Raw genomic sequence first — 22,427 nt, 5'->3', positions numbered from 1 at the left:
GCGGAGACTTACGCACGGGCCGGTCGCCCTTTACTCTGATGCCTGCTCGCTAGTTACTCGCGAGTTAAACAACGCCTGAACCACCGCCCGAGAGTGAACCAGCCGCACCTGAACCAGCCGCACCCGAGCCGGCCGCAACGAACAGAACGAGCAGGCCGCACCGTCGCGGGCCCACGGAGGATGTCGTGAGCGACACACAGACACTGATCGAGAACCGTCCGCCCTCCGTGGCGGGACTCTTCCTGGAGCGGGTGGCGGCCACGCCGGACGCCGAGGCCTACCGCTACCCGGTCCCGTCGGCCTCCGGCGAGGGGCCGGACGACTGGAAGTCGCTGACCTGGGCGCAGGCGGCCGAACGGGTCCACGCGATCGCGGCCGGCCTGATCGAGCTGGGCCTCCAGCCGCAGCAGCGCGTGGCGCTGGCCTCCGCCACGCGGCTGGAGTGGATCCTGGCCGACCTCGGCATCATGTGCGCGGGCGCGGCGACGACCACGGTCTATCCGCAGACCAACGCCGACGAGTCGGCGTACATCCTCTCCGACTCCGAGAGCAAGGTGCTGATCGCGGAGGACGCCGCGCAGCTGGCCAAGGCGAAGAAGAAGCGCGGCGAGCTGCCCGAGCTGACTCACGTCGTGGTGATCGACGCGACCGGCGCCGACACCACCGAGGACTGGGTCCTCACCCTCGGCGACCTGGAGGCCCTCGGCGCGGCCCGCCTGGAGAAGGACCCGGAGCTGGTCACGAAGCGGGTCGGCGCCCTCACCAAGGACCACCTCGCCACCCTCATCTACACCTCCGGCACCACCGGCCGGCCCAAGGGCGTTCGCCTCCCGCACGACAACTGGTCGTACATGGCGAAGGCGATCGCCGCGACCGGCCTGGTCACCGGCGACGACGTGCAGTACCTGTGGCTGCCGCTCGCGCACGTCTTCGGCAAGGTGCTGACCTCCGGCCAGATCGAGGTCGGTCACGTCACCGCCGTCGACGGCCGCGTCGACAAGATCATCGAGAACCTGCCGATCGTCCAGCCGACCTACATGGCGGCTGTGCCGCGCATCTTCGAGAAGGTCTACAACGGCGTCGCGGCCAAGGCCCGGGCGGGCGGCGGAGCCAAGTACAAGATCTTCCAGTGGGCCGCGGGCGTCGCCCGCGAGTACGCCAAGGTCACCCAGGACAACTTCAAGCGCACCGGCACCGCGAGCGCGCCCGCCGGACTGCGCACCAAGCACGCCGTCGCCGACAAGCTCGTCTACGCCAAGATCCGCGAGGCCTTCGGCGGGCGCCTGCGCGCCTGCGTCTCCGGCTCGGCCGCCCTCGCCCCAGACATCGGCTACTTCTTCGCGGGCGCCGGCATCCACATCCTGGAGGGTTACGGCCTCACCGAGTCCTCCGCCGCGTCCTTCGTCAACCCCGGCGAGGCCTACCGCACCGGCACCGTCGGCAAGCCGCTGCCCGGCACCGAGGTGCGGATCGCGGACGACGGCGAGATCCTGCTGCGCGGCCCCGGCATCATGGAGGGCTACCACAAGCTGCCCGAGAAGACCGCCGAGGTGCTGGAGGCCGACGGCTGGTTCCACACCGGCGACATCGGCGAGCTCTCGCCCGACGGCTACCTGCGCATCACCGACCGCAAGAAGGACCTCATCAAGACCTCGGGCGGCAAGTACATCGCGCCCGCCGAGGTGGAGGGCCGGTTCAAGGCGGTCTGCCCCTACGTCTCCAACATCCTGGTGCACGGCGCCGACCGGAACTTCTGCACCGCGCTCATCGCCCTCGACGAGATCGCGATCACTCAGTGGGCCGAGGAGAACGGCCTGGCGGGCAAGCCGTACGCGGAGATCGTCGCGGCGCCCGCGACCGTCGAGATGGTCGACGGCTACGTCAAGCAGCTCAACGAGGGTCTCCAGCGCTGGCAGACCATCAAGAAGTTCCGCCTGCTGCCCCGCGACCTCGACGTCGAGCACGGGGAGATCACGCCGAGCCTGAAGCTGAAGCGGCCGGTCGTGGAGCGGGAGTACAAGCACCTGATCGAGGAGATGTACGACGGCTCGCGCGAGGCGTAGTGCGGGTCGGCCCGGCGTCGGGGTCCGCACGGCCGATGCCCGGAACTGTCCGTCTTCCGGCTGTCTTCGAACGTTCGCCTAGCACGGTTCTCACTCATGGAGGCCCACTTCGGTAACTCCGCGCTTATGGACGGGATCGGTCTGTCACTCTGTCGGCATCGACTGCGAGGTATTCGCACGAACTGCCCGGGGAGCCGTCCATGGGGGCCATTCCGACGCAACGGGAGACCGTCTCCCGCGCCAGTGGGGCGCCCGCGCTCACTGCTGAGGCATACGCCCAGGAGTGCGCGCGGGCGCACGTGACCCTGCTCGGCAGCTCCCTGGCGCCCGGCGCGGCCCGGGAGATGGTGCGGGTCGCGCTCGCCGACTGGGCCGAACTCGGCCTGCCCGGCACGGAACGGCTGACCGAGCATCTCGCCGCCGACGCCCTGGTGGTCGTCAGCGAGCTTGTCACCAACGCCGTCGTGCACGCCGGCACCGACGTCGAGGTGGGCTGCCGGCTGGAGGAGACGGGCACCCTCGTCGTCGAGGCCACGGACCACCACCCCTCCCGCGCTCCGAGGAGCGGCGACCACGAGACGCCGCACGAGATGCCCGAGTACGGGCGCGGTCTGCGGCTCGTCGCCGCCCTCTCGGAGGCCTGGGGCATCACGTACCGCCCGGGCACCAAGACGGTGTGGGCCCGGCTCCCGGCCGCGGGCGCCGAGACCGCCGAACAGATCGAGGCGTACGCCGGGGGCCGTGGGGCCCGACGCCCCGAGCCGGCGGGCACGGAGCCGTCGGGGGAGGGGGGCGGGGGTTCGGCGGGGCTGGGCGGCCCGGGGGCTCCGGCGGGCCCGGGTGTCTCGGGGGACCAGGGTGTCCCGGGCGGTGAGATGGCTCCCGACGGACAGACGGCCCTGGAGAGCCGGCCGGTGCTGGAGGGCCAGCCAGTGCTGGAGGGACCAGTGGTCCTGGAGGGGCCTACGGTCCTGTACGGCTCGGAGAGCCAGAGGGGCGGCGACCGGCGGGACGGAACGGCCAGGACCGTTCGGCGCGGTGTTCGTGACCGGGAGTGGCTGGGGCGCGGTGCGCTGTCCTTCCTCGCCGAGGCCTCCGACCTCCTGGCCGGACAGCTCGACGAGGATCTGGTCGCCTCCCTCGCCGGGCAGCTGATCGTGCCTCGGCTCGCCGACTGGTGCGCCGTGTGGCTGGAGGACGAGTCCCTGGGCCGGGGAGCCTGGAGCGACGACCCCGGGGCGGCCGTGGGAGCGCGGCTGGCCCGCGTCTGGCACGGCAGCGAGAGCCACGTCGAGGAGCTGCGCCGGGCCCTGGAGAAGGACCCGCCCCGCCCGCGTGACCCGTGGCGCTCCGGCCCCGTCGCCCACCCCTGGCCCGGCGTGGCGCTCGGCCCGGACGGCACGCACGGTGCCGCGCTCGCCTACCGCCTGGTGGCCGGCGGCCGGCCCCTGGGCACCCTGGTCATCGGGCGGGCCGGTGCCCCCGGCTTCCCCGGTTTCCCCGACGAGATCACCGGCCTGGTCGAGGACCTCAGCCGCCGGGTGGCGCTCGCCATCGGCGCCGCCCGCCAGTACGCCCGGCAGGCCACCATCAGCGCCGTCCTCCAGCGCGGCCTGCTGCCCGGCGCGGTCGCCGAGATCCCCGGCGTGCGCAGCGCCCTCGTCTACGAACCGTGCGACAAGGGCGGCCCCAGCGGCGACTTCTACGACCTCTTCCCGGCCGGCGAAGGCCGCTGGTGCTTCGCCGTCGGCGACGTCCAGGGCAAGGGCCCCGAGGCCGCCGTCGTCATCGGCCTCGCCCGGCCCTGGCTGCGGCTGCTGGCCCGCGAGGAGTACGGCGTCCCGGACGTCCTCGACCGCCTCAACCAGCTCCTCCTCGACGACGCCACCGAGGCCGCGGACGCCGCCGCCCGCGCCCTGGTCGCCGTCGCCCCTCCGGTTGCCCCGGGCGACGGACCGCAGACCCGCTTCCTGTCCCTGCTCTACGGCGAACTCGTCCCGTTCGACGGCGGCGTCCGCTGCACCCTCGCCAGCGCCGGGCATCCGCTGCCGCTGCTCCTGGACCCCGACGGCACGGTGCGCACGGTCGCGCAGCCGCAGACCCTGCTCGGTGTCGTCGAGGACGCGACGTACACCAGCGAGACCTTCGAGCTGCGGTCCGGCGACACTCTGCTCTGCGTCACGGACGGGGTCACCGAGCGGCGCAGCGGCTCCCGCCAGTTCGACGACGGGGAAGGGCTGGCCACTGCCCTCGCCGGTTGCGTGGGACTGGACGCCGGGCTGGTCGCCGAGCGCATCAGGCGGCTGGTGCACGAGTTCGGGCCCCGGCCCCCGGAGGACGATCTGGCGCTGCTGGTACTCCAGGCGGATTGAGCGCGCGGGCGGATCGAGCGCGCGGGCGGGGACCACGCGCGGGCGGGGCCACGCGCTGGCAGGGGCCACGCGCTGGCAGGGACCACGCGGGGCGGGGGACCAGGCAGGGCGGGGGACCAGGCGGGGCGGGGACACACGCGGGGCAGGGACACATGCGGGGTACGGGACAATGGAACGCATGCCCTCCGCACTCCCTGACGGTGAGCCCGTCCCCGCCGACGGCGCCCTCCCGGCGTCCGCGCTCGCCGGCGCCGCCGACCGCCCCCTCGGCTTCTACCTGCACGTGCCGTACTGCGCGACCCGCTGCGGTTACTGCGACTTCAACACCTACACCGCGACGGAGCTGCGCGGCACCGGCGGCGTCCTCGCCTCCCGCGACAACTACGCCGAGACGCTCACCGACGAGGTCCGCCTGGCCCGCAAGGTGCTCGGCGACGACCCCCGCGAGGTCCGCACGGTCTTCGTCGGCGGCGGCACGCCCACGCTGCTGGCCGCCGGCGACCTGGTGCGGATGCTGCACGCGATCCGCGACGAGTTCGGCCTGGCGGCGGACGCGGAGATCACGACGGAGGCCAACCCGGAGTCGGTCGACCCGGCGTACCTCGCCACCCTCCGTGAGGGCGGCTTCAACCGGATCTCCTTCGGCATGCAGAGCGCGAAGCGGCACGTCCTGAAGGTGCTCGACCGCACCCACACCCCGGGCCGCCCGGAGGCCTGCGTCGCCGAGGCCCGCGCGGCCGGCTTCGACCACGTCAACCTCGACCTGATCTACGGCACCCCCGGCGAGACGGACGACGACTGGCGCGCCTCCCTGGACGCGGCGCTCGGCGCCGGACCCGACCACGTCTCGGCGTACGCCCTGATCGTCGAGGAGGGCACCCAGCTCGCCCGCCGCATCCGGCGCGGCGAGGTACCCATGACCGACGACGACGTCCACGCCGACCGGTACCTGATCGCCGAGGAGACCCTGTCGGCGGCGGGCTTCGACTGGTACGAGGTGTCGAACTGGGCCACCTCGGACGCGGGGCGCTGCCTGCACAACGAGCTGTACTGGCGGGGCGCCGACTGGTGGGGCGCGGGGCCGGGCGCGCACTCCCACGTGGGCGGGGTGCGCTGGTGGAACGTGAAGCACCCCGGCGCGTACGCGGGGGCGCTGGCGGCGGGGAAGTCGCCGGGGGCCGGGCGGGAGGTCCTCACGGACGAGGACCGCCGCGTGGAACGCGTCCTGCTGGAGCTGCGGCTGCGGGAGGGGGTGCCGCTGTCCCTGCTGCGGGAGGCGGGGCTCGCGGCGTCGCGGCGGGCGTTGTCGCAGGGGCTCCTCCAGGAGGGGCCGTACGAGGACGGGCGCGCGGTGCTGACGCTGCGCGGGCGGTTGCTGGCGGACGCGGTGGTGCGGGATCTGGTGGACTGAGGGGTCATCCCCGCTCCGGCGGGGAGCAAGACCTGCTCGGCCGCGTGGACGAGCTGATCGACGGACCATCTCCGCGGCGGCGGAGAGCGGTCCACCAGGCCCGACCTGTCGACGACCGGACGAAGCTCATGGCACGGTCACGTGATCGATGAGTCGTTCCACGCTGCCCAGCAGATCCGGTTCCAGGTCCTTGTACGAGCCCACCCGTGCCAGGATCGCCTGCCACACCGCCCCGGTGTTCTCGGACGGCCACCCCAGCGCCCGGCACACCCCCGTCTTCCAGTCCTGCCCGCGCGGCACCCGGGGCCAGCCGTCGATCCCCAGCGACGACGGCTTCACGGCCTCCCAGATGTCGATGTACGGGTGACCGACGACCAACGCGTGCTCGCTCGTGACCGCCTCCGCGATCCGCCACTCCTTCGAACCCGGCACCAGGTGGTCCACCAGGACGCCGAGCCGCGCGTCGGGCCCGGGCGCGAAGTCGGCGACGATCGACGGCAGGTCGTCCACGCCCCCCAGGTACTCCACGACCACGCCCTCGATGCGCAGGTCGTCGCCCCAGACCTTCTCGACCAGTTCGGCGTCGTGCCGCCCTTCGACGTAGATGCGCCCGGCGCGGGCCACCCGCGCGCGTGCGCCCGGGACGGCCACGGACCCGGACGCCGTACGGGCGGGACGCACCGGACCGGATGCGCCGGACGAACCGGACGACGGCCGGACCAGCGTCACCGCCCGCCCCTCCAGCAGGAAGCCGCGCGGCTCCATCGGGAACACCCGCTGCTTGCCGAAGCGGTCCTCCAGCGTCACCGTGCCCGCCTCGCAGCCGATCACCGCGCCGCAGAAACCGGTGCCGGGCTCCTCGACCACCAGGCCGGGATCGGCCGGGACCTCCGGTACCGGCTGCGGCTTCTTCCACGAGGGGGTCAGGTCGGCGGAGTACTGGCGCATTCTGATGACGATACGAGGAGCGGCCGCGCCGTGATCAGTGCGACACGCCGAAGCGGGCGGCCAGCGCGTCCCGTTGGGCCCTGACGAACGCCGCGTCCACCACCGCTCCGTGACCGGGGACGTACAGCGCGTCCTCGCCGCCCAGGTCGAGCAGCCGGTCCAGGGCTGCGGGCCAGTGCGACGGTACGGCGTCGGGGCCCGCCTGCGGCTCACCCGACTCCTCGACCAGGTCGCCGCAGAAGACGACCTCCGGGTCGCCCGGCACCAGCACCGCGAGGTCGTGGCCGGTGTGCCCCGGACCCACGTTGGCGAGCAGGACCTGCCGGCCGCCGCCCAGGTCGAGCGTCCACTCGCCGCAGACCTCGTGGCGGACGCGGACGAGCGCGTCGACCGCCTCCTCCGCCGACCGCGCGTCCAGCCCCTCCGCCACCGCGTCCGACCTCAGCGCCTCCCGCCCGTGTCCGCTCCGCGCGAACAACGATGCCGTGCCCACCGCGCCGTACACCTCCGCGCCCGCGAACGCCGCGGCGCCGAGGACGTGGTCGAAGTGCGGGTGGGTCAGCGCGAGATGTGTCACACGGTGACTGGCGAGCCTCTGCGCCTCCGCGCGCAACCGGGCGCCCTCACCGAGGCTCGACCCCGCGTCCACCATCAGGGCCGCGCCGGCGCCGACGACCAGCCCCGCGGTGCAGTCCCACACCGGCAGCCGGCGCCGTCCCACCCCGGCCGCCACGCGCTCCCATCCCAGGTCTTCCCAAGTCACCGTCACGACGACGACGCTAGCGCCGCGACGTCCCCGTTCACGGCGGCGTGGCCCCGGCCTTGCCGGGGGCGTACCCCACGGCCGTACACTGGGCCGGGGAAGTCTGGCACTCGCACGCCGTGAGTGCCAGGACAGGCAGTGAGACAGGCAAGACGCCGGGCGGACGACATCCTGGAGGTGCGCGCGAATGCTCAGTGAACGCAGGCTTCAGGTGCTGCGCGCCATCGTCCAGGACTACGTCGGCACCGAGGAGCCGGTGGGCTCCAAGGCGCTCACCGAGCGGCACAATCTCGGCGTCTCCCCGGCCACCGTGCGCAATGACATGGCGGCCCTGGAGGACGAGGGGTTCATCGCGCAGCCGCACACCAGCGCCGGGCGCATCCCGACCGACAAGGGCTACCGGCTCTTCGTCGACAAGCTGGCCGGCGTCAAGCCGATGACCCCGCCCGAGCGGCGTGCCATCCAGAGTTTCCTGGAGGGCGCCGTCGACCTCGACGACGTGGTGGCCCGCACGGTGCGGCTGCTCGCGCAGCTGACCCGGCAGGTCGCCGTCGTGCAGTATCCGTCGCTGACCCGCTCGACCGTGCGGCACGTGGAGTTGCTCGCGCTGGCGCCCGCGCGCCTGATGCTCGTGCTGATCACGGACACCGGCCGGGTCGAGCAGCGGATGGTCGACTGCCCGGCGCCGTTCGGCGAGGCGTCCCTCGCCGACCTGCGCGCGCGGCTGAACAGCCGGGTCGCCGGGCGCCGTTTCTCGGACGTGCCGAGCCTGGTGGAGGAGCTGCCGGAGGCCTTCGAGGCCGAGGACCGCGGTACGGTCTCGACGGTGCTCTCCACCCTCCTGGAGACGCTGGTCGAGGAGAACGAGGAGCGGTTGATGATCGGCGGCACCGCCAATCTCACCCGCTTCGGGCACGACTTCCCTCTGGTGATCCGACCCGTCCTCGAGGCGCTGGAGGAGCAGGTCGTGCTCCTCAAGCTGCTCGGCGAGGCGAAGGATCCGGGCGTGACCGTCCGTATCGGTCATGAGAACGCCCACGAAGGACTCAACTCCACGTCCGTCGTGTCGGTGGGCTACGGTTCGGGCGGCGAGGCGGTTGCCAAGCTCGGCGTGGTCGGACCGACCCGCATGGACTACCCGGGAACGATGGGAGCGGTACGCGCAGTGGCACGGTACGTCGGACAGATCCTGGCGGAGTCGTAGGTGGCCACGGACTACTACGCCGTACTCGGCGTACGCCGCGACGCGTCCCAGGACGAGATCAAGAAGGCGTTCCGGAGGCTCGCCCGCGAGCTGCACCCGGACGTCAACCCCGATCCGAAGACCCAGGAGCGGTTCAAGGAGATCAACGCCGCCTACGAGGTGTTGTCGGACCCGCAGAAGAAGCAGGTCTACGACCTCGGCGGCGACCCCCTCTCGCAGGCCGCCGGCGGTGGCGCGGGCGGCTTCGGCGCGGGTGGCTTCGGGAACTTCTCGGACATCATGGACGCGTTCTTCGGTACGGCGTCGCAGCGCGGGCCGCGCTCGCGCACCCGCCGGGGCCAGGACGCGATGATCCGCATCGAGGTCGAGCTGGACGAGGCGGCCTTCGGCACGACCAAGGACATCCAGGTCGACACCGCGGTCGTCTGCAACACCTGCAACGGCGAGGGCGCGGCGCCCGGCACGTCGGCCCAGACGTGTGACATGTGCCGCGGTCGCGGTGAGGTCTCGCAGGTCACCCGGTCCTTCCTGGGCCAGGTCATGACCTCGCGGCCCTGCCCGCAGTGCCAGGGCTTCGGCACCGTGGTCCCGACCCCGTGCCCCGAGTGCGCGGGCGACGGCCGGGTCCGCTCCCGGCGCACCCTGACCGTGAAGATCCCGGCCGGCGTCGACAACGGCACCCGGATCCAGCTCGCGGGCGAGGGCGAGGTCGGCCCCGGCGGCGGCCCCGCCGGCGACCTGTACGTCGAGATCCACGAGCTGCCCCACTCGACCTTCCAGCGGCGCGGCGACGACCTGCACTGCACGGTCACCATCCCGATGACGGCGGCGGCCCTCGGCACGAAGGTGCCCCTGGAGACGCTCGACGGCATGGAGGAGGTCGACATCCGCCCGGGCACCCAGTCCGGCCAGTCGATCCCGCTGCACGGCCGCGGCGTCACCCACCTGCGCGGCGGCGGCCGGGGCGACCTCATCGTCCACGTCGAGGTCATGACCCCGAGCAAGCTCGACCCCGAGCAGGAACGCCTCCTGCGAGAGCTGGCCGCGCTACGCGGCGAGGAGCGCCCGACGGGGCAGTTCCAGCCGGGGCAGCAGGGGCTGTTCTCGCGGCTGAAGGACGCCTTCAACGGGCGCTGATGTCGGCCGGCGCCAGGGGCGTTCCGATGCGGATGCTCCTGGCGTATGCCAACGGAAGCCTGGATTCGGACTTGTGCGGAGGACGTGACAACATGCCGTCATGTCCTCCGCACTGACCGATCTTTTCCCCTACCCGATCGTGCAGGCGCCCATGGCGGGCGGCGTCTCCGTGCCGCAGCTCGCCGCCGCGGTCTGTGAGGCGGGCGGGCTGGGATTCCTCGCCGCCGGGTACAAGACCGCGGACGGGATGTACCAGGAGATCAAGCAGCTGCGCGGACTGACCGGCCGCCCCTTCGGCGTCAACCTCTTCATGCCGCAGCCCGAGGCCCCCGGTGCGGGCACCGGCTCCACCGGAGCGGCCGACGCCGCGCCCTCGAATGCCGCCGCCGTCGGCCTCTACGCCCACCAGCTGGCCGGCGAGGCCGCCTGGTACGAGACGGAGCTCGGCGACCCCGAGTGCGGCCGGGACGACGGCTACGACACCAAGCTCGCGGTGCTGCTGGACAACCCGGTACCGGTGGTGTCGTTCCACTTCGGCGTGCCCAGCCGCGAGGTCGTCGACTCGCTGCACCGCGTCGGCACCTTCGCCCTGGTCGCCGCGACCACCGCGGAGGAGGCCAGGGCCGTGGAGCTGTCCGGCGCCGACGCGGTGATCGCGCAGGGCGCCGAGGCCGGCGGACATCAGGGCACCCACCGGGACCACGTCGAGACGGGCGGCGCCGGCACCGGGCTGCTGTCGCTGGTCGCCCAGGTCCGGGAGGCGGTGAGCCTGCCGATCGTCGCCGCCGGCGGCATCATGCGCGGCGGCCAGATCGCCGCGGTCCTCGCGGCCGGCGCGAGCGCCGCCCAGCTCGGCACGGCCTTCCTCGCCACCCCCGAGTCCGGCGCGCACGCCCTGCACAAGCAGGCGCTGACCAACCCCCTGTTCGTCCGCACCGAACTGACCCGTGCCTTCTCCGGCCGCCCCGCCCGCGGCCTGGTCAACCGCTTCCTGCGCGAGCACGGCCCCTACGCCCCCGCCGCCTACCCGGAGGTGCACCACCTCACCGCCCCGCTGCGCAAGGCGGCGGCGAAGGCGGGCGACGCGCAGGGCATGGCGCTCTGGGCGGGACAGGGCCACCGGATGGCCCGGGAGCTGCCCGCCGGGCAGCTGGTGGAGGTGCTGGTGGCCGAACTCGCCGCCGCGGGGACAGCGTTGTCAGCGTTCGTGACGGGAGGTACGGGCCGATGACGGCGCCGGTGTTCGTGGTCGACTCGCTCCAGCCGGGGGACCTGCCCGGAGGCGAGTACGTCCTGGACGGCTCCGAGGGACGGCACGCCGTCTCCGTGAAGCGGCTGCGGGCCGGCGAGGACGTCGTCCTCACCGACGGGCGCGGACGCTGGGCCGAGGGCGTGGTGAAGGCCGCCGAGGGCAAGGACCGCCTGGTCGTCACGGACCTGGAGAGCGTCCGGGAGGAGCCCGAGGCGCGACCCCGTATCACCGTCGTCCAGGCCCTGCCCAAGGGTGACCGCGGGGAGCTGGCCGTCGAGACGATGACCGAGGTCGGTGTGGACGCGATCGTGCCCTGGGCGGCGGCCCGCTGCGTCACGCAGTGGAAGGGCGACCGCGGCCTGAAGGCGCTCGGCAAGTGGCGGGCGACGGTCCGGGAGGCGGGCAAGCAGTCCCGCCGGGTCCGCTTCCCCGACGTCGCGGACGCGGCGACGAGCAAGCAGGTTGCCTCACTTCTGGCCGACGCCGACTTCGCCGCCGTACTCCACGAGAGCGGCGAGGAGCCACTGGCCGCCACCGAACTCCCCACCGCCGGGGACATCGTCCTGGTCGTCGGTCCCGAAGGCGGGGTCTCACCGGAGGAGCTGGCCCTGTTCGCCCAGGCCGGCGCGAAGCCCTACCGTCTGGGGCGCAGCGTCCTTCGCACCTCCACCGCCGGCACCGCGGCGACGGCGGTACTCCTGGCCCGCACCGGCCGCTGGTCCTGAGCCCGGTCAGGCCGCCGGCCCCACGCGGGAAACAACTCCCAGCCGTTCAGTTCCACCGGCCCGCCCCCGGCCCCGGGCAGCAGCCCGCGCCGTCCGGCCTCGTCCACCAACTGCCGTACGACACCGGGTTCGCGCAGGTTGAGCAGGTTGCCGCGGCCGTCGGCCACGCAGCCCTCGTACCAGTAGCCGCCCTCGGAGGTGTACCGGCCCGAGTCCGGACCGCCCGCGAGGAAGACGAACCGGACGCGGATCCCGTCCCGGTAGAGGGTGAGCGCGTCCCGCCAGACACCGTCACGTCCCCGTTTCTGCCGGTGGCTCCAGAGGTATGCCGTCCGCTCGTCCACGACGAGCCTGCGCAGCCTGCGGTCGTTGCCCATCCGCCCACGGTAGTGAGGAGTGGCCGTATGCGCCCTACCGCCCGCCCCGCACCGGTGGCAGGCTGCCCCTCATGGGGGCATTGAGGCGGATTCGGCGCGCGGCTCCGGTGGTCGTCGGCGCGGTCGTCGCCGTCGGCGGTGTCGGCGCGTGCGACCCGGGCGGGCTCAGCTCGGCGTCCGTGGCGTACACGACCGACCAGACCGTGACGCGCGAACTGGAGCGGCAGAAGGCGGAGGTGCGGTGGCTCACCTGCACCGCCTCCTTCGGCGACGACGGCGACAGGAAGTCGGCCTCGGCCGGCGAGGACACCGTCGCCTCCGTCGACTGCGAGGGGAAGACCGACGGCGGACAGGACATCACCGTCGACGGCGAGGTGACCCGCGTCGTCAACGGCGCCTGCGTGCGCGGCGATCTGACCGCGAAGGTGGACGGCAAGGAGTGGTTCCGCGTCAAGGGGCTGGGGAACTGCGACGCGACGAGCGCCCCGCCCGCGAACCGGCCCACCCGGCACCAGCCGGGGCCCACCGTGACCGTCACCCGGACCATCTGGTGCCCGGACGACCCGCACTGCCGGCCGGTGGAGGGCAAGTAGCCGCACGCGCGCGTGCCGTGGCCGGTAAGTGATCCAAACCTCTGTCGGCGGGCCACGCCCCTGCATAGGGTGAGAGGGTGACACAGCCCGCAGCGCCTGCCTACCTCCGCTTTCCGCACCCGCACGGCGAGTTGGTCGCCTTCACCGCCGAGGACGACGTGTGGCTCGCCCCGCTCGACGGCGGCCGGGCCTGGCGGATCAGCGCCGACAACGTGCCCGTCAACCACCCCCGCGTCTCGCCCGACGGCACCACGGTCGCCTGGACCTCCACCCGCGACGGCGCACCCGAGGTGCACATCGCCTCCGCCGACGGCGGCCGGGCCGAGCGCCTCACGCACTGGGGCAGTCTGAGGACCCAGGTGCGCGGCTGGACCCCGGAAGGGCAGGTCCTCGCCCTCAGCACCTACGGGCAGGCCAGCCTGCGCCGCAGCTGGGCCCGTGCCGTCCCGCTCGACGGCGGACCGGCCACCACCCTGCCGTACGGGCCCGTCGGCGACGTCGCGTACGGCCCGCGCACCGTGCTGCTGTCCGCGCCGATGGGTCGCGAGGCCGCCTGGTGGAAGCGCTACCGGGGCGGCACGGCGGGCAAGCTGTGGATCGACGACACCGAGGGCGACGGCGAGTTCGTCCGGCTGCACAGCGACCTCGACGGCAACATCGAGTACCCCTTCTGGGTCGGCGACCGGATCGCGTTCCTCTCCGACCACGACGGCACCGGCGCGCTCTACTCCTCCCTCGCCGACGGCTCCGACCTGCGCCGCCACACCCCTCTCGACGGTTTCTACGCCCGGCACGCCGCCACCGACGGCACCCGCGTCGTCTACTCCTGCGCCGGTGAACTGTGGGTGCTGGACGACCTGGACGCGGCCGAACCGCGCCGGCTCGACATCCGGCTCGGCGGCTCGCGCGTCGACCTCCAGGCGTACCCGGTGAACGCCGCCCGCTGGTTCGGCTCCGCGTCCCCCGACCACACCGCGCGCGGCAGCGCCGTCGCCGTCCGCGGCGGCGTGCACTGGGTCACCCACCGCGCCGGACCGGCCCGCGCGCTGGCCGCGCGGCCCGGTGTACGCACCCGGCTGCCGCGCACCTTCCGCGCCGACGGCGAGGAGTGGGTGGTGTGGGTGACGGACGCCGAGGGCGACGACGCCCTGGAGTTCGCGCCCGCCACCGGACTCGCGCCCGGCGCCACCGCGCGGCGCCTCGCCGCCGGGCAGCTCGGCCGGGTGCTCGCCCTCGCCATGGCACCGGACGGCAGCCGCGCCGCCGTCGCCTCGCACGACGGGCGGGTCCTGCTCGTCGAACGCGAGACCGGCGAGGTCCGCGAGGTCGACCGCAGCGACAACGGCGACGCGTCCGGGCTGGTCTTCTCACCCGACTCCGCCTGGCTCGCCTGGTCCCACCCCGGCCCCGACCCGCTGCGCCAGCTGAAGCTCGCCAACACCACCGACCTGTCGGTGAGCGAGGCGACCCCGCTGCGCTTCAAGGACTACTCGCCGGCCTTCACCCTGGACGGCAAGCACCTCGCCTTCCTGTCCACCCGCTCCTTCGACCCGGTCTACGACGAGCACGTCTTCGACCTGGCCTTCGTCGAGGGCGCCCGCCCGTACCTGATCACGCTCGCCGCGATCACCCCGTCGCCCTTCGGTCCGCAGCGCCACGGCCGCCCCTTCGAGACCCCGGACCGGGACGAGACCCCCGACAGCGAGGGGACCCCGACCACCCGGATCGACATCGAGGGCCTCGCCGACCGCATCGTGCCGTTCCCCGTCGAGGCCGCCCGCTACACCGGGCTGCGCGCCGCCAAGGACGGCGTCCTGTGGCTGCGCCACCCGGTCACCGGCGTGCTCGGCGCCTCCCGCGCCACCCCGGACGCCCCCGACCCGCACACCGAGCTGGAGCGCTACGACCTGGCCCAGCAGCGCGTCGAGCACCTCGCCGCCGACGCCGACCACTTCGAGGTCAGCGGCGACGGCAAGCGGGTGCTGCTGTGGACCGACGGACGCCTCAAGGTGGTCCCCAGCGACCGGCGGGCCTCCGGCGACGAGGACAGCGACACCAACATCACCGTCGACCTGAGCCGCGTGCGGCAGACCGTCGACCCGGCCGCCGAGTGGCGGCAGATGTACGCCGAGACCGGCCGCATCATGCGGGACCACTTCTGGCGGCCCGACATGAGCGGCGTCGACTGGGCCGGCGTCCTCGACCGCTACCGGCCGGTCCTCGACCGCCTCGCCACCCACGACGACCTGGTCGACCTCCTGTGGGAGGTGCACGGCGAACTGGGTACCTCGCACGCCTACGTCACCCCGCGCGGCGGCCACGGCGGCGGCGCCCGGCAGGGCCTGCTCGGCGCCGATCTCTCCCGGCACGAGGACGGCACCTGGCGCATCGACCGCGTCCTGCCCTCGGAGACCTCCGACCCCGACGCCCGCTCCCCGCTCGCCGCGCCCGGTGTCGCCGTGCGCGCCGGGGACGCGATCGTCGCGGTCGCCGGACAGTCCGTCGACCCGGTCACCGGTCCCGGTCCGCTGCTGGTCGGGACGGCGGGCAAGCCCGTCGAGCTGACCATCTCACCGTCCGGCGGCGGCGAACCGCGGCACGCCGTCGTCGTCCCGCTCGCCGACGAGGAGCCCCTGCGCTACCACGCCTGGGTCGCCGATCGCCGTGCCTACGTCCACGAGCAGTCCGGCGGCCGGCTCGGCTACCTCCACGTCCCCGACATGCAGGCACCCGGCTGGGCCCAGATCCACCGCGACCTCCGCGTCGAGGTGGCCCGGGAGGGCCTGGTCGTCGACGTCCGCGAGAACCGCGGCGGCCACACCTCCCAACTGGTCGTGGAGAAGCTCGCCCGGCGCGTCGTCGGCTGGGACCTGCCGCGCGGTATGCGGCCGACCAGCTATCCGCTGGACGCGCCCCGCGGCCCGGTCGTCGCCGTCGCCAACGAGTTCTCCGGCTCCGACGGCGACATCGTCAACGCCGCGATCAAGGCACTCGGCATCGGCCCGGTCGTCGGCACCCGCACCTGGGGCGGCGTCATCGGCATCGACAGCCGCTACCGCCTGGTCGACGGCACGCTGATCACCCAGCCCAAGTACGCCTTCTGGCTGGAGGGTTACGGCTGGGGCGTGGAGAACCACGGCGTCGATCCGGACGTGGAGGTGCCGCAGCGTCCCCAGGACCACGCGGCGGGCCGGGACCCCCAGCTGGACGAGGCGATCAGGCTCGCGCTGGCGGCGCTGGAGGAGACCCCGGCGAAGACCCCGCCGAGCCTGCCGGCCTCGGACTGAGCGCCCGATCGATACGATGCCCCTGTACAAGATCACCAGCGTGAGGAGGCCCCATGACCGGGGAACCGCAGGACGACTGTCTGTTCTGCAAGATCGTCGCGGGGACGATCCCGGCGACCATCGTCCGTGAGACCGAGACGACCGTCGCCTTCCGGGACATCAACCCCCAGGCGCCCACCCACGTCCTGGTGATCCCCAAGGCCCACTACCGGGACGCCGCCGCGCTCGCCGCCGGCGCCCCGGAACTCGCCGCGGACGTCCTGCGCGAGACCCAGGCGATCGCGGACCAGGAGAAGCTGGACAGCTACCGCACGATCTTCAACACCGGCACCGGCGCGGGCCAGACCGTCTGGCACACGCACGCCCACGTGCTCGGCGGCCGCGGTCTCGAATGGCCCCCCGGATAACCCGGAAGAGCCACGATGTCCGTACGTGAACTGGTGGTCCTCGGCACCGCCAGCCAGGTCCCGACCCGGCACCGCAACCACAACGGCTACCTGCTGCGCTGGGACGGCGAGGGCATCCTCTTCGACCCCGGCGAGGGCACGCAGCGCCAGATGCTGCGCGCCGGGGTCGCCGCCCACGACCTGAACCGGATCTGCGTCACGCACTTCCACGGCGACCACAGCCTCGGCCTGGCCGGCGTCATCCAGCGCATCAACCTCGACCAGGTGCCGCACGAGGTCACCGCCCACTACCCGCGCTCCGGCCGGCGCTTCTTCGACCGCCTGCGGTACGCCACCGCCTACCGCGAGACGGTCACCCTCACCGAGGCCCCGGTCGACTCCGACGGCGTCCTCGCGGTCACTCCCGCCTACACCCTGGACGCCCACCGCCTCTCCCACCCCGTCGAGTCCTACGGCTACCGCCTCACCGAGCCCGACGGCCGCCGCATGCTGCCCGAACGGCTGGCCGCGCACGGCATCAAGGGCCCCGACGTGGGCCGCGTCCAGCGCGAGGGCTCGCTGAACGGCGTCCCGCTCGACGCCGTCAGCGAGATCCGGCGCGGGCAGCGGTTCGCGTTCGTCATGGACACCCGGCTCTGCGAGGGCGTGCACGCGCTCGCGGAGGGCTGCGACCTGCTGGTCATCGAGTCCACGTTCCTCGACGAGGACGAGCGCCTCGCCACCGACCACGGCCACCTCACCGCCGGCCAGGCGGCGCGGGCGGCCCGGGACGCGGGCGTACGGCACCTGGTCCTCACCCACTTCAGCCAGCGCTACTCCGACCCGGAGGAGTTCGAACGGCAGGCACGGGCGGCGGGCTACGAGGGGGAGCTGACCGTGGCCCACGACCTACTGAGAGTCCCGGTTCCGAAACGTCGGTAATGCGGTCGTACGATTCTCTGATGCCGCTGCCCAAAGCTGAACTGCACCTGCACATCGAAGGCACCCTGGAGCCCGAGCTGGCCTTCGCGCTGGCCGCCCGCAACGGCGTGTCCCTGCCGTACGCGGACGAGGACGCGTTGCGCGAGGGGTACCGGTTCGAGGACCTCCAGTCCTTCCTGGACCTGTACTACGAGCTCATGGCCGTCCTGCGCACGGAGCGGGACTTCGAGGACCTCGCCCATGCCTACCTCGCCCGCGCGGCCGCACAGGGCGTGCGGCACGCGGAGATCTTCTTCGACCCGCAGGCGCACCTCGCCCGGGGCGTGGAGATGGGCACGGTCGTGGAGGGACTGTGGCGGGCGCTGGGCACCAGCCGCGAGAACCACGGCGTCTCCACCCGCCTGATCATGTGCTTCCTGCGCGACGAGTCCGCCGAGTCGGCGCTGGCGACCCTCGGCGCCGCGAAGCCCTACCTCGACCGGATCACCGGCGTCGGCCTGGACTCCGCCGAGGTCGGCCACCCGCCGGTCAAGTTCCGCGAGGTGTACGAGGCCGCCGCCGCCCTCGGGCTGCGCAGGGTCGCGCACGCGGGCGAGGAGGGGCCGCCCGAGTACGTCATCGAGGCCCTGGACGTCCTGGGTGTCGAGCGGGTCGACCACGGCCTGCGCTCGGTGGAGGACCCGGCGCTGGTCGAGCGGCTGGTGCGCGAGCGCGTCCCGCTGACCCTGTGCCCGCTCTCCAACGTCCGGCTGCGCACGGTCGACACCCTCGCCGACCACCCGCTGCCCGCGATGCTCGACGCCGGGCTGCTGTGCACGGTCAACTCCGACGACCCTGCCTACTTCGGCGGCTACGCGGGCGACAACTTCGACGCCGTGCGCGAGGCCCTGGGACTCACCGAGGAGCGGTTGCGGGAGCTGGCCCGCAACTCCTTCCTCGCGTCCTTCCTGGAGGACGACGAGGAGCTGCGGGCGCGCTACCTCGCCGAGGTGGAGGCCTACCGCTTCGCGTAGCCGCGTTCAGCTCGTCCCGGACCCCGGTGCGGCCGCCGCCTGCCGGGGTCCCGCCGCGTCGTAGGCACGCTGGACGGCGGCGGCCAGGGCGGCCGGGGTGCCACCGCGGGTGCGTTCGCGGGGTTCGAGCCTGGGGGGGGGTTCGAGCCTGGGGGGGGTTCGAGCCTGGGGGGGGTTCGAGCCTGGGGGGGGAGCGCGCGCTCGCGTCTCGCGAGGGTCTCCCCGCCCCATTGACGGCTCCCGTCCGCCTGCCTAATCTCCATCTCCATACATGGATGCCATTTACATACAGAGACGGTCCCGGATCGACCTCGTAGGAGCAGCCCTGTGACCCGCGCTCTCGCCATCGCCGACGTCCGCCTCACCCCGATCCTCGTCGCCGATCCGCCCCTGCTCAACACGCAGGGCGTCCACCAGCCGTACACCCCGCGCCTGATCGTCGAGGTGGAGACGGCCGACGGGATCACCGGCGTCGGCGAGACCTACGGCGACGCCAAGTACCTGGACCTGGCCCGCCCCCTGGCCGCGAGGCTGGTCGGCCGGCAGGTCTTTGACCTCAACGGCCTGTTCACGACCGCGGACGAGGTGGCCGTCGACGCCGCACGGGTCTCCGGACGGGTGGACGTCGGCGGGCTGCGCGGCGTCCAGACCGCCGACAAGCTGCGCCTGTCCGTCGTCTCCGGCTTCGAGGTCGCCTGCCTCGACGCCCTCGGCAAGGCGCTCGGCCTGCCGGTGCACGCGCTGCTGGGCGGCAAGGTGCGCGACGCCGTCGAGTACAGCGCGTACCTCTTCTACCGGTGGGCCGGCCATCCGGCGGGTGTGGCGTGCGAGAGGGACGACTGGGGCGCCGCCCTCGACCCGGCCGGCGTCGTCGCGCAGGCCCGCGCCTTCACCGACCGCTACGGCTTCACCTCCTTCAAGCTCAAGGGCGGTGTCTTCCCGCCCGAGGAGGAGATCGCCGCGATCAAGGCCCTCGCCGAGGCGTTTCCCGGTCACCCCCTCCGCCTGGACCCCAACGGTGCCTGGTCCGTGGAAACCTCACTGAAGGTCGCCGCGGAACTCGGCGACGTCCTGGAGTACCTGGAGGACCCCGCGCTCGGCACCCCGGCCATGGCCGAGGTCGCCGCGAAGACCGGCGTGCCGCTCGCGACCAACATGTGCGTGACGACGTTCGCCGAGATCCAGGAGGCGTTCACCGAGGGCGCCGTCCAGGTCGTGCTCTCCGACCACCACTACTGGGGCGGGCTGCGCAACACCCAGCAACTCGCCGCCGTATGCCGCACCTTCGGCGTCGGAGTCTCCATGCACTCCAACACCCACCTGGGCATCAGCCTCGCCGCCATGACCCACGTGGCGGCCACCGTCCCGAACCTCCACCACGCCTGCGACTCCCACTACCCCTGGCAGTCCGAGGACGTGCTCACCGAACGGCTCACCTTCGACGGCGGCAAGGTCACCGTCTCCGACGCGCCCGGACTCGGCGTCGAACTCGACCGCCGACGGCTGGAGTTCCTCCATCGGCGCTGGCTCGACGACGACGGCACGCTGCGCGACCGCGACGACGCGGCCGCGATGCGGGTCGCCGACCCCGAGTGGGTCACCCCGTCCGTGCCGCGTTGGTGACCGACGGCGCGCTGAGCGTACTGCCGGTGCGCGGCGGCGGACACCACGACCGCCCGCCCGACACCACCGGCGCGAACGCCACCGCGCTGTCGGTGCGGTGGTGCACACTGGCGGGGTCCGCACCATGCCAGGGAGCGCACCGTGACAGCGTCCACCGTGTCCACCGCGTCCGGCGTGCCCGCCATGCCCGTCATGCCGGCCGCCGAGAGAACACACCGCCACGCCTCGGACGAGGGATCGCACCACCGCCCCCAGGTCGATCCCCTCGCCGCCCTGCGCACACCGCAGGACCCGCCCTGGGACGTGTATCTGACCGGCACCGTCTTCCTCGACGTCGTCTTCACCGGGCTGGACTCCGCGCCGGTGCGCGGGACCGAGTCCTGGGCGCGCGGGATGGGGTCGAGCCCGGGCGGCGTGGCGAACATGGCGACCGCGCTGGCCCGCCTCGGCCTGCGCACCTCGCTGGCCGCGGCCTTCGGCGACGACCACTACGGCGACTACTGCTGGGACGCCCTCGCACAGGGCGAGGGCATCGACCTGACCCCCTCGCGCACCGTGCCCGGCTGGCACTCGCCGGTGACGGTCTCGATGGCGTACGAGGGGGAGCGCACGATGGTCTCCCACGGCCACGAGCCGCCGCCCGAGGAACCGTCCCCCGACTGCCCGCCCAGCGCACGCGCCGCCGTCGCCTCCCTCACGCCCGGCGTCCGCGCCCCCTGGATCGCCCAGGCCGCCGCGCGCGGCACCCGCGTCTTCGCCGACGTCGGCTGGGACGACACCGGCGCCTGGGACCTGGCCGGGCTGCCCGACCTCGCGCACTGCGAGGCCTTCCTGCCGAACGCGGAGGAGGCCATGCGCTACACCGGCGCCACCTGCCCGCGCGCCGCCGCGCACGCCCTGACCGAGCACGTGCCGCTCGCCGTGGTCACCCTCGGCGCGGACGGCGCGTACGCGGTGGACCGGCGTACGGGGGAGAGCGCCGAGGTTCCGGCCATCGAGGTCGAGGCCCTGGACCCGACCGGCGCCGGGGACGTCTTCGTCGCCGGATTCGTCACCGGCACCCTGGCCGGCTGGCCGCTGGCCGACCGCCTGGCCTTCGCCGGTCTGACCGCCGCCCTCTCCGTCCAGGAGTTCGGCGGCTCCCTGTCGGCGCCCGGCTGGTGCGAGATCGCCACCTGGTGGCGCGAGGTCCAGTCGGTCGAGAGCCAGGACCCGGCGGCCCTGCGCCGCTACGCGTTCCTGGCCGACCTGGTCCCGGCCGAACTGGTGGCACCGTGGCCCCTGCGCCGCGCCGTCCCGACCATCGGCTTCCGCCATCCGGCCTGACCGGCCCCGCTTCCCGGAGGCCTCAGAAACCGAGCCGCCGCAGCTGCTTCGGGTCGCGCTGCCAGTCCTTGGCGACCTTCACGTGCAGGTCCAGGAAGACCGGGGTCCCGAGCAGCGCCTCGATCTGCTTGCGGGACTTGATGCCGACGTCCTTCAGGCGCTTGCCCTTGGGGCCGATGATGATGCCCTTCTGGCTGGGGCGCTCGATGTAGACGTTGGCGTGGATGTCCAGGAGCGGCTTGTCGGCGGGGCGGTCCTCGCGCGGGAGCATCTCCTCCACGACCACCGCGATGGAGTGCGGCAGCTCGTCCCGTACGCCCTCCAGCGCGGCCTCCCGGATCAGCTCGGCGACCATGACCTGCTCGGGCTCGTCGGTCAGGTCGCCCTCGGGGTAGAGCGCGGGCCCCTCGGGAAGCAGCGGGGTCAGCAGGTCCGCGAGCAGGTCGACCTGCTGGTTCGCGGTGGCCGACACCGGGACGATCTCCGCCCAGGTGATCCCCAGCTCCTGGCCGAGCTGATCGATCGCGATCAGCTGCTCGGCCAGGGTCTTGGAGTCCACCAGGTCGGTCTTGGTGACGATCGCGACCTTCGGGGTCTTCTTGATCCCGGCGAGTTCCTTGGCGATGAAGCGGTCGCCGGGGCCCAGCTTCTCGTTGGCCGGCAGGCAGAAACCGATGACGTCCACCTCGGCCCACGTCGTGCGCACGACGTCGTTGAGCCGCTCGCCCAGCAGCGTGCGCGGCTTGTGCAGCCCCGGGGTGTCCACCAGGATCAGCTGCGCCTCCGGGCGGTGCACGATGCCCCGCACGGTGTGCCGGGTGGTCTGCGGACGGTTCGAGGTGATCGCCACCTTCTGCCCGACCAGAGCGTTCGTGAGGGTGGACTTGCCCGCGTTGGGGCGGCCCACGAAGCAGGCGAAACCGGCCCTGTGGACAGCCTCGGCCGACTCTTCGGATGACTGGGTACGAACGCTCATGGCGCCCATTGTCCCTGATCCACGGAGCA

General features: G+C 73.2%; 18 protein-coding genes. 14 read left to right on the top strand and 4 right to left on the bottom strand.

From position 1 onward, the window contains the following. The first annotated feature begins 185 nt into the window (after positions 1–185). From ACIQ6R_RS05360 to hemW, 3 genes are all read left to right on the top strand, one after another. Complete coding sequence (locus ACIQ6R_RS05360; RefSeq protein ID WP_404218879.1) at positions 186–2,063, top strand: AMP-dependent synthetase/ligase; 1,878 nt, start codon at positions 186–188, stop codon at positions 2,061–2,063. A 200-nt stretch (positions 2,064–2,263) separates the two neighbouring features. Then, complete coding sequence (locus tag ACIQ6R_RS05355; protein WP_404218877.1) at positions 2,264–4,435, top strand: SpoIIE family protein phosphatase; 2,172 nt, start codon at positions 2,264–2,266, stop codon at positions 4,433–4,435. A 178-nt stretch (positions 4,436–4,613) separates the two neighbouring features. Continuing rightward, positions 4,614–5,846: a radical SAM family heme chaperone HemW gene (gene hemW, locus ACIQ6R_RS05350; RefSeq protein WP_404218875.1), complete on the top strand. Its 1,233-nt coding sequence runs from the start codon at positions 4,614–4,616 to the stop codon at positions 5,844–5,846. A 126-nt stretch (positions 5,847–5,972) separates the two neighbouring features. Here hemW and ACIQ6R_RS05345 read toward each other — a convergent pair whose 3' ends face one another. Both ACIQ6R_RS05345 and ACIQ6R_RS05340 read right to left on the bottom strand, forming a co-directional pair. After that, positions 5,973–6,794 (bottom strand): DUF3097 domain-containing protein, encoded by an 822-nt coding sequence (locus ACIQ6R_RS05345; RefSeq protein ID WP_404218873.1) that lies wholly within the window; start codon positions 6,792–6,794, stop codon positions 5,973–5,975. A gap of 34 nt (positions 6,795–6,828) precedes the next feature. Next, positions 6,829–7,563 (bottom strand): MBL fold metallo-hydrolase, encoded by a 735-nt coding sequence (locus ACIQ6R_RS05340; protein WP_404218871.1) that lies wholly within the window; start codon positions 7,561–7,563, stop codon positions 6,829–6,831. A 181-nt stretch (positions 7,564–7,744) separates the two neighbouring features. Between ACIQ6R_RS05340 and hrcA the strand changes: the two genes are divergently transcribed. The 4 genes from hrcA (at position 7,745) to ACIQ6R_RS05320 (ending at position 11,875) form a co-directional block, all read left to right on the top strand. Then, on the top strand, positions 7,745–8,761 hold the full coding sequence (gene hrcA / locus ACIQ6R_RS05335; protein WP_404177798.1) for a heat-inducible transcriptional repressor HrcA: 1,017 nt from the start codon (positions 7,745–7,747) through the stop codon (positions 8,759–8,761). Next, the gene (gene dnaJ, locus ACIQ6R_RS05330) at positions 8,762–9,898 is read left to right on the top strand and encodes a molecular chaperone DnaJ (RefSeq protein ID WP_121746964.1); all 1,137 of its coding nucleotides are present in this window, start codon (positions 8,762–8,764) and stop codon (positions 9,896–9,898) included. It begins immediately after the preceding gene. 100 nt (positions 9,899–9,998) lie between these two features. After that, positions 9,999–11,129, top strand: a complete 1,131-nt coding sequence (locus tag ACIQ6R_RS05325) for a nitronate monooxygenase (RefSeq protein ID WP_404218869.1) — start codon at positions 9,999–10,001, stop codon at positions 11,127–11,129. Beyond that, the gene (locus tag ACIQ6R_RS05320) at positions 11,126–11,875 is read left to right on the top strand and encodes a 16S rRNA (uracil(1498)-N(3))-methyltransferase (RefSeq protein WP_404218866.1); all 750 of its coding nucleotides are present in this window, start codon (positions 11,126–11,128) and stop codon (positions 11,873–11,875) included. Before ACIQ6R_RS05325 ends, ACIQ6R_RS05320 begins: the two co-directional genes overlap by 4 nt. Here ACIQ6R_RS05320 and ACIQ6R_RS05315 read toward each other — a convergent pair. Continuing rightward, positions 11,785–12,252, bottom strand: coding sequence for a hypothetical protein (locus tag ACIQ6R_RS05315; protein ID WP_404218864.1), 468 nt, complete (start codon positions 12,250–12,252; stop codon positions 11,785–11,787). The genes ACIQ6R_RS05320 and ACIQ6R_RS05315 overlap by 91 nt on opposite strands. A 71-nt stretch (positions 12,253–12,323) precedes the next feature. Between ACIQ6R_RS05315 and ACIQ6R_RS05310 the strand changes: the two genes are divergently transcribed. From ACIQ6R_RS05310 to ACIQ6R_RS05280, 7 genes are all read left to right on the top strand, one after another. Further along, entirely contained in the window at positions 12,324–12,845 is a 522-nt protein-coding gene (locus tag ACIQ6R_RS05310; RefSeq protein WP_404218862.1) for a hypothetical protein, read from the top strand. Positions 12,846–12,922: 77 nt separating this feature from the next. Continuing rightward, entirely contained in the window at positions 12,923–16,132 is a 3,210-nt protein-coding gene (locus ACIQ6R_RS05305; protein ID WP_404218860.1) for a S41 family peptidase, read from the top strand. A 53-nt stretch (positions 16,133–16,185) separates the two neighbouring features. Beyond that, positions 16,186–16,539 (top strand): histidine triad nucleotide-binding protein, encoded by a 354-nt coding sequence (locus ACIQ6R_RS05300; RefSeq protein WP_376672997.1) that lies wholly within the window; start codon positions 16,186–16,188, stop codon positions 16,537–16,539. A gap of 15 nt (positions 16,540–16,554) precedes the next feature. After that, on the top strand, positions 16,555–17,460 hold the full coding sequence (locus tag ACIQ6R_RS05295) for a ribonuclease Z (RefSeq protein WP_404218858.1): 906 nt from the start codon (positions 16,555–16,557) through the stop codon (positions 17,458–17,460). Positions 17,461–17,480: 20 nt separating this feature from the next. Beyond that, positions 17,481–18,473 carry an adenosine deaminase gene (locus ACIQ6R_RS05290; protein ID WP_404218856.1) on the top strand — a complete coding sequence of 331 codons (993 nt, stop codon included), beginning with the start codon at positions 17,481–17,483 and terminating at the stop codon, positions 18,471–18,473. 327 nt (positions 18,474–18,800) lie between these two features. Then, complete coding sequence (locus ACIQ6R_RS05285) at positions 18,801–20,096, top strand: glucarate dehydratase family protein (protein ID WP_404218854.1); 1,296 nt, start codon at positions 18,801–18,803, stop codon at positions 20,094–20,096. A gap of 192 nt (positions 20,097–20,288) precedes the next feature. Continuing rightward, complete coding sequence (locus tag ACIQ6R_RS05280) at positions 20,289–21,422, top strand: carbohydrate kinase family protein (RefSeq protein ID WP_404219606.1); 1,134 nt, start codon at positions 20,289–20,291, stop codon at positions 21,420–21,422. A gap of 22 nt (positions 21,423–21,444) precedes the next feature. On the opposite strand, the gene era is transcribed toward ACIQ6R_RS05280, so the two are convergent. Next, positions 21,445–22,398 (bottom strand): GTPase Era, encoded by a 954-nt coding sequence (gene era, locus ACIQ6R_RS05275; RefSeq protein ID WP_404218852.1) that lies wholly within the window; start codon positions 22,396–22,398, stop codon positions 21,445–21,447. Between the last annotated feature and the right edge of the window lie 29 nt (positions 22,399–22,427).

This window comes from Streptomyces sp. NPDC096048, assembly GCF_044763415.1.
In the GTDB taxonomy this organism is placed as follows: domain Bacteria; phylum Actinomycetota; class Actinomycetes; order Streptomycetales; family Streptomycetaceae; genus Streptomyces.
The sequence above is the reverse complement of the archived record's forward strand: the minus strand, read 5'-3'. Positions and strand labels throughout refer to the sequence as shown.

Excerpts from the sequence above, each read along its gene's own strand:
- ACIQ6R_RS05290 (WP_404218856.1), top strand. The coding sequence starts at position 17,481 with ATGCCGCTGCCCAAAGCTGAACTGCACCTGCACATCGAAGGCACCCTG.
- ACIQ6R_RS05320 (WP_404218866.1), top strand. The coding sequence starts at position 11,126 with ATGACGGCGCCGGTGTTCGTGGTCGACTCGCTCCAGCCGGGGGACCTG.
- ACIQ6R_RS05325 (WP_404218869.1), top strand. The coding sequence starts at position 9,999 with ATGTCCTCCGCACTGACCGATCTTTTCCCCTACCCGATCGTGCAGGCG.
- ACIQ6R_RS05315 (WP_404218864.1), bottom strand. The coding sequence starts at position 12,252 with ATGGGCAACGACCGCAGGCTGCGCAGGCTCGTCGTGGACGAGCGGACG.
- ACIQ6R_RS05345 (WP_404218873.1), bottom strand. The coding sequence starts at position 6,794 with ATGCGCCAGTACTCCGCCGACCTGACCCCCTCGTGGAAGAAGCCGCAG.
- ACIQ6R_RS05355 (WP_404218877.1), top strand. The coding sequence starts at position 2,264 with ATGGGGGCCATTCCGACGCAACGGGAGACCGTCTCCCGCGCCAGTGGG.
- ACIQ6R_RS05310 (WP_404218862.1), top strand. The coding sequence starts at position 12,324 with ATGGGGGCATTGAGGCGGATTCGGCGCGCGGCTCCGGTGGTCGTCGGC.
- hemW (WP_404218875.1), top strand. The coding sequence starts at position 4,614 with ATGCCCTCCGCACTCCCTGACGGTGAGCCCGTCCCCGCCGACGGCGCC.
- ACIQ6R_RS05300 (WP_376672997.1), top strand. The coding sequence starts at position 16,186 with ATGACCGGGGAACCGCAGGACGACTGTCTGTTCTGCAAGATCGTCGCG.
- ACIQ6R_RS05295 (WP_404218858.1), top strand. The coding sequence starts at position 16,555 with ATGTCCGTACGTGAACTGGTGGTCCTCGGCACCGCCAGCCAGGTCCCG.
- era (WP_404218852.1), bottom strand. The coding sequence starts at position 22,398 with ATGAGCGTTCGTACCCAGTCATCCGAAGAGTCGGCCGAGGCTGTCCAC.
- ACIQ6R_RS05280 (WP_404219606.1), top strand. The coding sequence starts at position 20,289 with ATGCCGGCCGCCGAGAGAACACACCGCCACGCCTCGGACGAGGGATCG.
- hrcA (WP_404177798.1), top strand. The coding sequence starts at position 7,745 with ATGCTCAGTGAACGCAGGCTTCAGGTGCTGCGCGCCATCGTCCAGGAC.